Here is a 7,025-nt window from a genome sequence, read left to right as displayed (position 1 = left end):
GTGGGTGTGATGGAGGCCTACACCACAGGCCTCGAGGACCGGCCGCTAGGAGGTGTCGCGAAACCCCCGACCGCGCGGTCCGGTGTCCCGAAAGGGGCTTTCGCGACACCCTGACATCGCGCGACCGCACGACATGCGGGGAAGGGCCCCTTCGGCCCCCTAGGCATCACCCGAACGGGTCATGTCCCGTTCGTCCGATGCACCCAAGCCTGGCCCGGCTTACAGTCCCTTCATGCCCGGTACACGCTGGAGCCGCTTGCTGCCTACAGCGCTGCTGGTCACGCTCGCCTTGACGGCGATCTCCGTCTGGTCGACCTCGGACGACATCGAGGCCGGGCTGACCGCGCGCGCGAAGAACGCCCTCGCCGACGTCGGTGTCTCCGGCGGCGAGGTGACCTTCTCCGGCCGCGACGCGAACCTCACCGGCTTCCCGCCCGACAAGGCCGCGCAGGCGATGGACGCCATCCAGCGGATCGACGGGGTCCGCACGGTCGAGATCTCCGGTGACACCGCGCCGCCCGCCGGTCCGGTGACGACCAGCGGTGAGCCGTCGAGCCCGCCGCCCGCTCCGCCGAGCCCGCCACCCAGCTCGACCGCTCCGGCCAAGCCGACGGACAAGGCCGGCTTCCAGGCCGAGATCGACCGTCTGCTGGGCGCGACGCCGATCACGTTCGAACCGGACACCACCGATCTCACCGCGGACGGTGAGCGCGGCGCGCTGGAGATCGCGAAGCTGCTCACGGACGCGCCGCGCGAACTGCGGTTCCGGATCACCGGGACGGTGGCGACCGGTTCGGACAGGAAGCTCTCGCTGAACCGGGCGCTGACGGTGGAACGGCTGTTGGAGCGCAACGGGGTCAAACGCGACCAGGCGTACTCCACCCAACGCAGGACCTCCGACGGCGCGAGCGGCGAGGGCCGCCGCGTCGACATCACGGCAGAACAGAGGTGATGGCTGAATGCTCTGGCTCTTCGGACAGATCTGGCTCTGGCTGCTCATCTCCTTCGCCCTCGGCTGCGGGGTCACGTGGCTGATGACGCGCGGCGAACGACGTGAGCGCACCGCGCCCGAGCCGTCGGCCCGTGTGCCGGAACGCGCCGCCGCCGTGCACGCCGAGCCCGAACCCGAGCCGGTGCCCGAACTGCTGTCCTCCGAACAGACGCAGTTCATCCCGCCCGCGCGGATCCAGGACGACGACGAGCCGTACGACCAGGAGGCGGAGGGCCACCGCGAGGGCCAGCTGACCCCGGAACCGGTGCGGGCCTACCGCCCGGAGCAGCCCGAACCCGCCGCCCGCAATGGCGAGGGCGGGCACGAACCCGAGCCGGTCTGGCCGAGCGACGAGGACTGGCCGCCCGCCGGGCACCGGCCGGGGCAGAGCGGCTGACACTCGCCTGGTAAATTCGGCTACGCACTGTGAGCGTGACGCCGGGTACGTTTCTTCGTTCGGGAGCTCCGGCACACGAAGGAGGCTCCGATTTGGCGCTCCCCTATTGGACGCCGCACAACCTGCTGCCTCCGGGCCGCCACCCCGCCGACCTGGCCGACGTCTACGAGCGGCTGGTCTTCGACGCGCCGCATCAGAACGACCGGGAAATCCTGTTCAGCGCGCTGAACAGCTACCTGGGGGTCGCCCGGCGGATCATGCCGACCGGCCGCGCGTGGATCGGCGGCGGCCTGACCGCCAGGACCCCGCACGCGCCGCTCGGGCTCGACGTGGTGCTGATCCCGGACGAATGGGGCGCGCTCAAACGGCTCGACGACGCGGGCCGCTCGGCGCTGTACGGGCTGTTGACCCTGCGCGGGGTCATCGTCGGCCAGCCCGCCATGTACCTGGACCAGGTCCAGCCCGTCGGCGGCATGCTCGACGGCTTCCTCTGCCGCCCCGGCGACGAGGAGATCTGGGAAGAAGTGTGGGCTGCCGGTGGCAGGGGGATTCCGGAAGTGATCTGGTGAGGAACGAATTCCGGCGCATCGCCGACGAGATCCCCGGCGGCACCTGGCTCGACGACCTCGCCCGTGCTTCGGCGATGGCCGCGTACGCGAAGTTCGAACGGACGTCGCGCTCGCCGCTGCTTCGCGTGTCCGTGATCGGTGAGTCGCATCTCGACGCGTACACCTTCTCGGACATCAGCCGCGCGTTGCAGGACGCGACGGCCAAGATCGGGCACATCATCCGGAACCCGTCGGGCGAGGTGACCTTCGTCCAGCCCGCGGACCGGGAAAAGGCCCCGCTGATCCAGCGCGGCCAGGCGGGCAACGCGATCTTCTTCGGCTTCCCCGAACCGGCGCTCGACGACGCGCTCATCCACGACGGGATCGAGTCGCTGTCCGAACGCGCGGTCAAGGAACTGTGCGACTTCCTGCCGGCCAACGGCTCCGACGACGGCGCGCTGGACGCGGTGCTGCTGCAGCGCGACACCGTCCGAAACGCGGTCAGCGACATCGTCAACGCGGTCAGCAAGCACGCCGGGATCGGCATGGCGCTGACCCCGACCGCCGGCGACGAGCTGACCCGCAGCATGACCACCGAGCAGGCGCGGATCCTGTCCGGGAGCCTGCGCGAGTCACGCGAGGCCGTCGGTTACGAGACGGTCAGCGGCAGGCTGGACGGCGTCCGTACCCGGCGCCGGATCTTCTATCTCGAACGCGAGTCGGGCGGCACGATCCAGGGCGCGGTCGCACCGGATCTGCTCGACGAGATCAAGGAGAACCTCGACCGGCCGGTGACCGCCCGGCTGCGGGTCGTGCGGACGACGACCATCGACGGCCGCCGCGGCCGCCCGGTGCACGAACTGCTGGAGATCACCCCGGAAGTCAGCCTGTTCGATCAGTGATCGGGTTTCCGATATTTGGTGATACCACATTTCTCGTCAAAAAATATCGATGACCGCTTGATCATCGTGGAATGATGACTTTTTCCGGCAGGTAACAATTTCGGCCATTGCCCCGAACGATGGGTTAACGTCTTCGGACGGAAGCCTCCGAAAGGGCACGTATGCCGACCGATCCACCACTCCCGCACCCGCCGGCGACCCGCTACGGCCCGGGGTTCGCCACCCACGGAACTCGTCATCGGAAGCCCAAGAACGGCCTGGTCATCGCCGGTTTCCTGGTCGGACTGGCGGCCCTCGGGGTCGCCTTCGTCCCGGTCGCCGGGGTGGCCGCCTGGCCGCTCGCCGTGACCGGAGTGATTCTTTCCGTGATCGGTTTGACCAAAATCAAGAAGGGCGAAGCAGACAAGAAGGGAATGGGGATCGCGGGACTCGCGCTTTCCGTTGCCGGTTTGCTGGCCGCGGGCGGGTTACTGGTCTACACCAACTTCTTTGCTACCGGCCGGTCGGGACTGCACATCCCGGCGGTCGCGGGGGACAAGCACACCGTCGAGTTCGTCGTCAGCGCGTCCGGCGGCGCGACCGTCCGGTTCGGTTCGCTCAACGACCAGCGCAGCGAAACGACCCCGGCGAGCACCGACGACTGGCGCGGCACGGCGTCGTTCAACTCGGGCGACTATCTGCTCACCGTCACCGCGGACACCCGGAACGCGTCGGTCAGCAACCAGATCTCCTGCACGATCCTGGTCAACGGCCAGAAGGTGGCGGAGAACAAGGGGCAGACCATCGCCTTGTGCACCGCGAGCACCGGCTGACCCCTCAACGCGTTTCGTCCTCTGAATGCGGTAGTTGCGCAGGCAAGTACCGCATTCAGAGGACGAAAGGCGGCCAGCCGCCTGGCGGCCGGCCGGTATCGCCCCCACCTCCACCGGCCGGACCGCCACGAGCCGCTCCTGGCGGCCCTTCAGACGGCCCCTGAAAGGGCCGCCCGAGCGCCGATCCCTACCGCATGCCCCTCCCCTAGGGCTCGATCGACGCTGAACGGGACCCTACGCGCGTGAACCGCGAGGCCACTAAGAATCCGCTAAGGATCACTCACGGACCTTCGCCGAGGTCCGTCAGTTCCGCACGGACCAGCGCGGCGAGCTTCGGATTGGCGTCGGCCAGGATTTTCAACGCGAGCGCGAACTGCTCGCGGGCACCGTCCACATCCGACCCGGTCCGCAGGATCCTGCCCAGGGTCAGCCGCAGTACGCCTTCCTGGAGGACGAAGCGGCGGCTGATCGTCAGGTCCACAGCCTCCCAGACGTACCGTTCGGCGGCGGCGAGTTCGCCGATCCGCATGCTCAGTTCGGCCAGGTTGTTCAGCGAGACGACGACGTAGCTTTCGTCGCCGAGGGTCCGGTCGATCTCCAGGGAGGCGACCTGGTGCCCGATCGCCTCGATGAACCGTCCGGACCGTTTTTCGGCCTCCGCGCAGTTGTTGAGCGCCTGCCCGCGGAGTTCGAGATCGCCGGTCAGTTCCGTCTCTTCGATCGCCTGCCGCAGCGTCCTGATGGCGTCGTCGTACCGCTCCAGCAGGGTCAGCGCGGAGCCGAGGTGGATGTTCGCCGAGACCATCAGCCGGTTGTCGCCGATCGCGCTCGCGAGTTCGAGCGCGCGTTCGGCGTCGGCCAGACAGCCTTGCGGGAGTTCGAAGGTGAGCGCGATGGCGCAGCGGGAGATCAGCATCCAGCAGCGGCCGAGGACGTCACCGGACCGCTCGGCGGCCTCCAGTCCGATCTCGACCAGCCGCGTCCAGTCGTCGAGCAGCGGGTACACCGCGCGATAGGTGTGCGCGACCCGGGCCAGCCGCCAGACGTCCCCGTGACGCCCGTCGGCGCGGGCGGCTTCGAGGACCTCCAGGAGGTTCTCCCATTCCGCGGCGAACCAGTCCTGCGCTTCGGCGAAGGAGCCCATCGGCGGCGTCTGGGCGTCGGTCAGCACGCCGGTGAAGTCGAGGGGGTCGACGATCCGCAGCATCTTGCGCCGGGCCCGGTCGGCGACGGACTGGTAGTACCGCACGGATCGGGTCAGCACGTCCCGCCGGTCGGTCTCGTCGAGTTCGTTCTCCGCCAGCTCGCGCAGGAACAGGCGGACGAGGTCGTGCGGGACGAAGGAGTCGCGGCCGGTTTCGGCGAGCAGGTTGTGCGCGGTGAGGACCCGCAGATGCCGTCGCGCCTCGGCGACCGTGATCCCGCCGATCGCGGCCGTCAGATGCGAACCGGCCGAAACGCACTGCACGACGCCGAGCCGAAGGAACGTGTCCGCGACCTCGGGCGGCAGGCCGCGGAACGAGACGTCGAACGCCGCGCGCACCCCGTCGTCCGGGCCCTCGACGTCGAGCGCGGCCAGCCTGGTGCGCTCGTTGCCGAGTTCTTCGACCAGGTCCTGCGCGGACCACTGCGCGCTGGCGGCGAGCCGGGCGCCCGCGATCCGCAGCGCCAGCGGGAGATATCCGCAGAGCCGGGCGAGCGCGTGGTTGAGGTCGAACCCGGCGGGCCCGGCGAGTTCCTCGATCAGCCGGACGGCGTCGCCGGGCGCGAGCGTGCCGAGGACGCGCAGTTTGGCCGCGTTGGACACGGCGAGGCCGTCGAGCCGCGACCGGCTGGTCACCAGCGTCATCGACCGTGAGCCGGGCGGCAGCAGCGGCCGGACCTGTTCGGCGGAGCGGGCGTTGTCGAGGATGACCAGCATCCGGCGTCCGGCGATCATCGAGCGGTAGAGCGCGACGCGTTCGTGGACCTGTTCCGGGACGCCCTCGGCGGGGACGCCGAGCCCGAGCAGGAACTGGGTGAGCAGTTCGGCGGGCTCCAGCGGCGGGTGGTGCGGGTCGAAACCGCGCAGCGAGGCGAAAAGGATGCCGTCGGGGAAGCGGCGGACGGCGCGATGCGCCCACCACACCACCAGGCTGCTCTTGCCGATCCCGGCGGTGCCGGTGACGACGCCGACCGCGGTCTCGCCCGCTTCGGCCCGCTCGGCGAGTCCGTCGAGCCAAGCCAGATCGGCCTCGCGCCCGGCGAGGTTCGGCACGGCGGGCGGCAACTGCTGGACGGGGTGCGTCTCGGCCTTCGGTTCCGCGAAGACCTTGACCGGCAGGTCGTCGTTCAAAACGCGTTCGTGCAGCCAGCGCAGGTCCGCGCCGGGTTCGACGCCGAGGGTCCGCAGGGTCGCGCGGGACACCGTGCGGTAGAGCTCGAGCGCGTCGCCGCGGCGCCCGGCGTGATACAGCGCGCGCATCAGCTGACCGGCGGTGCGCTCGGCGAGCGGGTTCGCGCGGACCAGTGGGCTGAGTTCGACGATGAGTTCCGCGTGCCTGCCGAGCTCGAGGTCCGCGTCGACCCTGGCGCCGTGGACGGCGAGCCGCAGGTCCTCCAGTTCGGGGGCGCGCACGGAACCGGGCACCCCGGCCAGCGCGGGTCCCTGCCAGAGCGCGAGGGCCTCGGCGAGCAGCTCGGACGCCTTCTCCGGGTCTTCGGTCGAGGACTGTTCCAGCAGCGCGCGGGCGCGGTGGACGTCGATCCTCGCCGGTTCGACGGTGAGCTGGTAGCCGGGCGGCGCGGTGTGGATCCGGGCGCCGCGCGGATGGTCACCCTGGATGTCGCGGAGTACGCGCCGCAGGTGGGAGACGTTGCCGTGGACGATCGTGCGGGCGGTGGCGGGCGGGTCGTGGCCCCACAGCGCGTCGATGATCTCGTCGAGCGCGACTACCTTGTTGACCTTCAGTGCCAGCAGCGCGAGCAGGCCGCGGACGCCGGGACCGCCGACGGGGACGGGCCGTTCGCCGTCGAGGAGCCGCACGGGACCGAGGAGCTGGAAACGGGCAGGGGAACCGTTTTCGCCCATGGCAAGCACCCCTCCTCCGATCTCTCCCCTTACCGGAGTAGCCAACCTACCGCGCGAAGACGCCGCCAACCAGAAAACACGAGGAAAGAGAGACATAGCGGGACACAACCGACCCCGCGAATTGATCCAAAGCCGGAGCCCCGGTGTCCTCGGTGGTCGTGAGTGGCGATTCGGGTTCTAACCCTATTCGTCACTCACGACCACCCCGACCGGCTCCCGTACCGGCACTTCTTGCTCGCCAAACCGCAGCGCTCCCCCACTCCCAGGCGTGAAGGTCGCGTTTTCTCGGCTGAGCCGAGGGAAGG

Annotated in this window: 6 protein-coding genes; 5 read left to right on the top strand and 1 reads right to left on the bottom strand. The window is 69.7% G+C overall.

Going from position 1 to position 7,025, the window contains the following annotated elements:
* Positions 1 to 232 precede the first annotated feature (232 nt).
* The 5 genes from ACFWMR_RS27325 to ACFWMR_RS27305 all read left to right on the top strand — a co-directional run bounded on the left by ACFWMR_RS27325 (position 233) and on the right by ACFWMR_RS27305 (position 3,650).
* Positions 233 to 952: an OmpA family protein gene (locus tag ACFWMR_RS27325; protein WP_378380418.1), complete on the top strand. Its 720-nt coding sequence runs from the start codon at positions 233 to 235 to the stop codon at positions 950 to 952.
* Between the two features lie 7 nt (positions 953 to 959).
* Positions 960 to 1,388: a hypothetical protein gene (locus ACFWMR_RS27320; RefSeq protein ID WP_378279996.1), complete on the top strand. Its 429-nt coding sequence runs from the start codon at positions 960 to 962 to the stop codon at positions 1,386 to 1,388.
* Between the two features lie 92 nt (positions 1,389 to 1,480).
* Complete coding sequence (locus tag ACFWMR_RS27315; protein ID WP_093936498.1) at positions 1,481 to 1,957, top strand: DUF6932 family protein; 477 nt, start codon at positions 1,481 to 1,483, stop codon at positions 1,955 to 1,957.
* Positions 1,954 to 2,838, top strand: coding sequence for a hypothetical protein (locus ACFWMR_RS27310; RefSeq protein WP_093936499.1), 885 nt, complete (start codon positions 1,954 to 1,956; stop codon positions 2,836 to 2,838). The genes ACFWMR_RS27315 and ACFWMR_RS27310 overlap by 4 nt, the downstream gene beginning before the upstream one ends.
* A gap of 161 nt (positions 2,839 to 2,999) precedes the next feature.
* The gene (locus ACFWMR_RS27305) at positions 3,000 to 3,650 is read left to right on the top strand and encodes a hypothetical protein (protein WP_093936500.1); all 651 of its coding nucleotides are present in this window, start codon (positions 3,000 to 3,002) and stop codon (positions 3,648 to 3,650) included.
* A 280-nt stretch (positions 3,651 to 3,930) separates the two neighbouring features.
* Here ACFWMR_RS27305 and ACFWMR_RS27300 read toward each other — a convergent pair whose 3' ends face one another.
* Positions 3,931 to 6,720, bottom strand: coding sequence for an AfsR/SARP family transcriptional regulator (locus ACFWMR_RS27300; RefSeq protein WP_378380417.1), 2,790 nt, complete (start codon positions 6,718 to 6,720; stop codon positions 3,931 to 3,933).
* Positions 6,721 to 7,025 lie beyond the last annotated feature (305 nt).

This window comes from Amycolatopsis thailandensis (assembly GCF_042723255.1).
GTDB classification, from domain to species: Bacteria; Actinomycetota; Actinomycetes; order Mycobacteriales; family Pseudonocardiaceae; genus Amycolatopsis; species Amycolatopsis thailandensis.
This window is presented reverse-complemented; position numbering and strand designations above follow the sequence as displayed.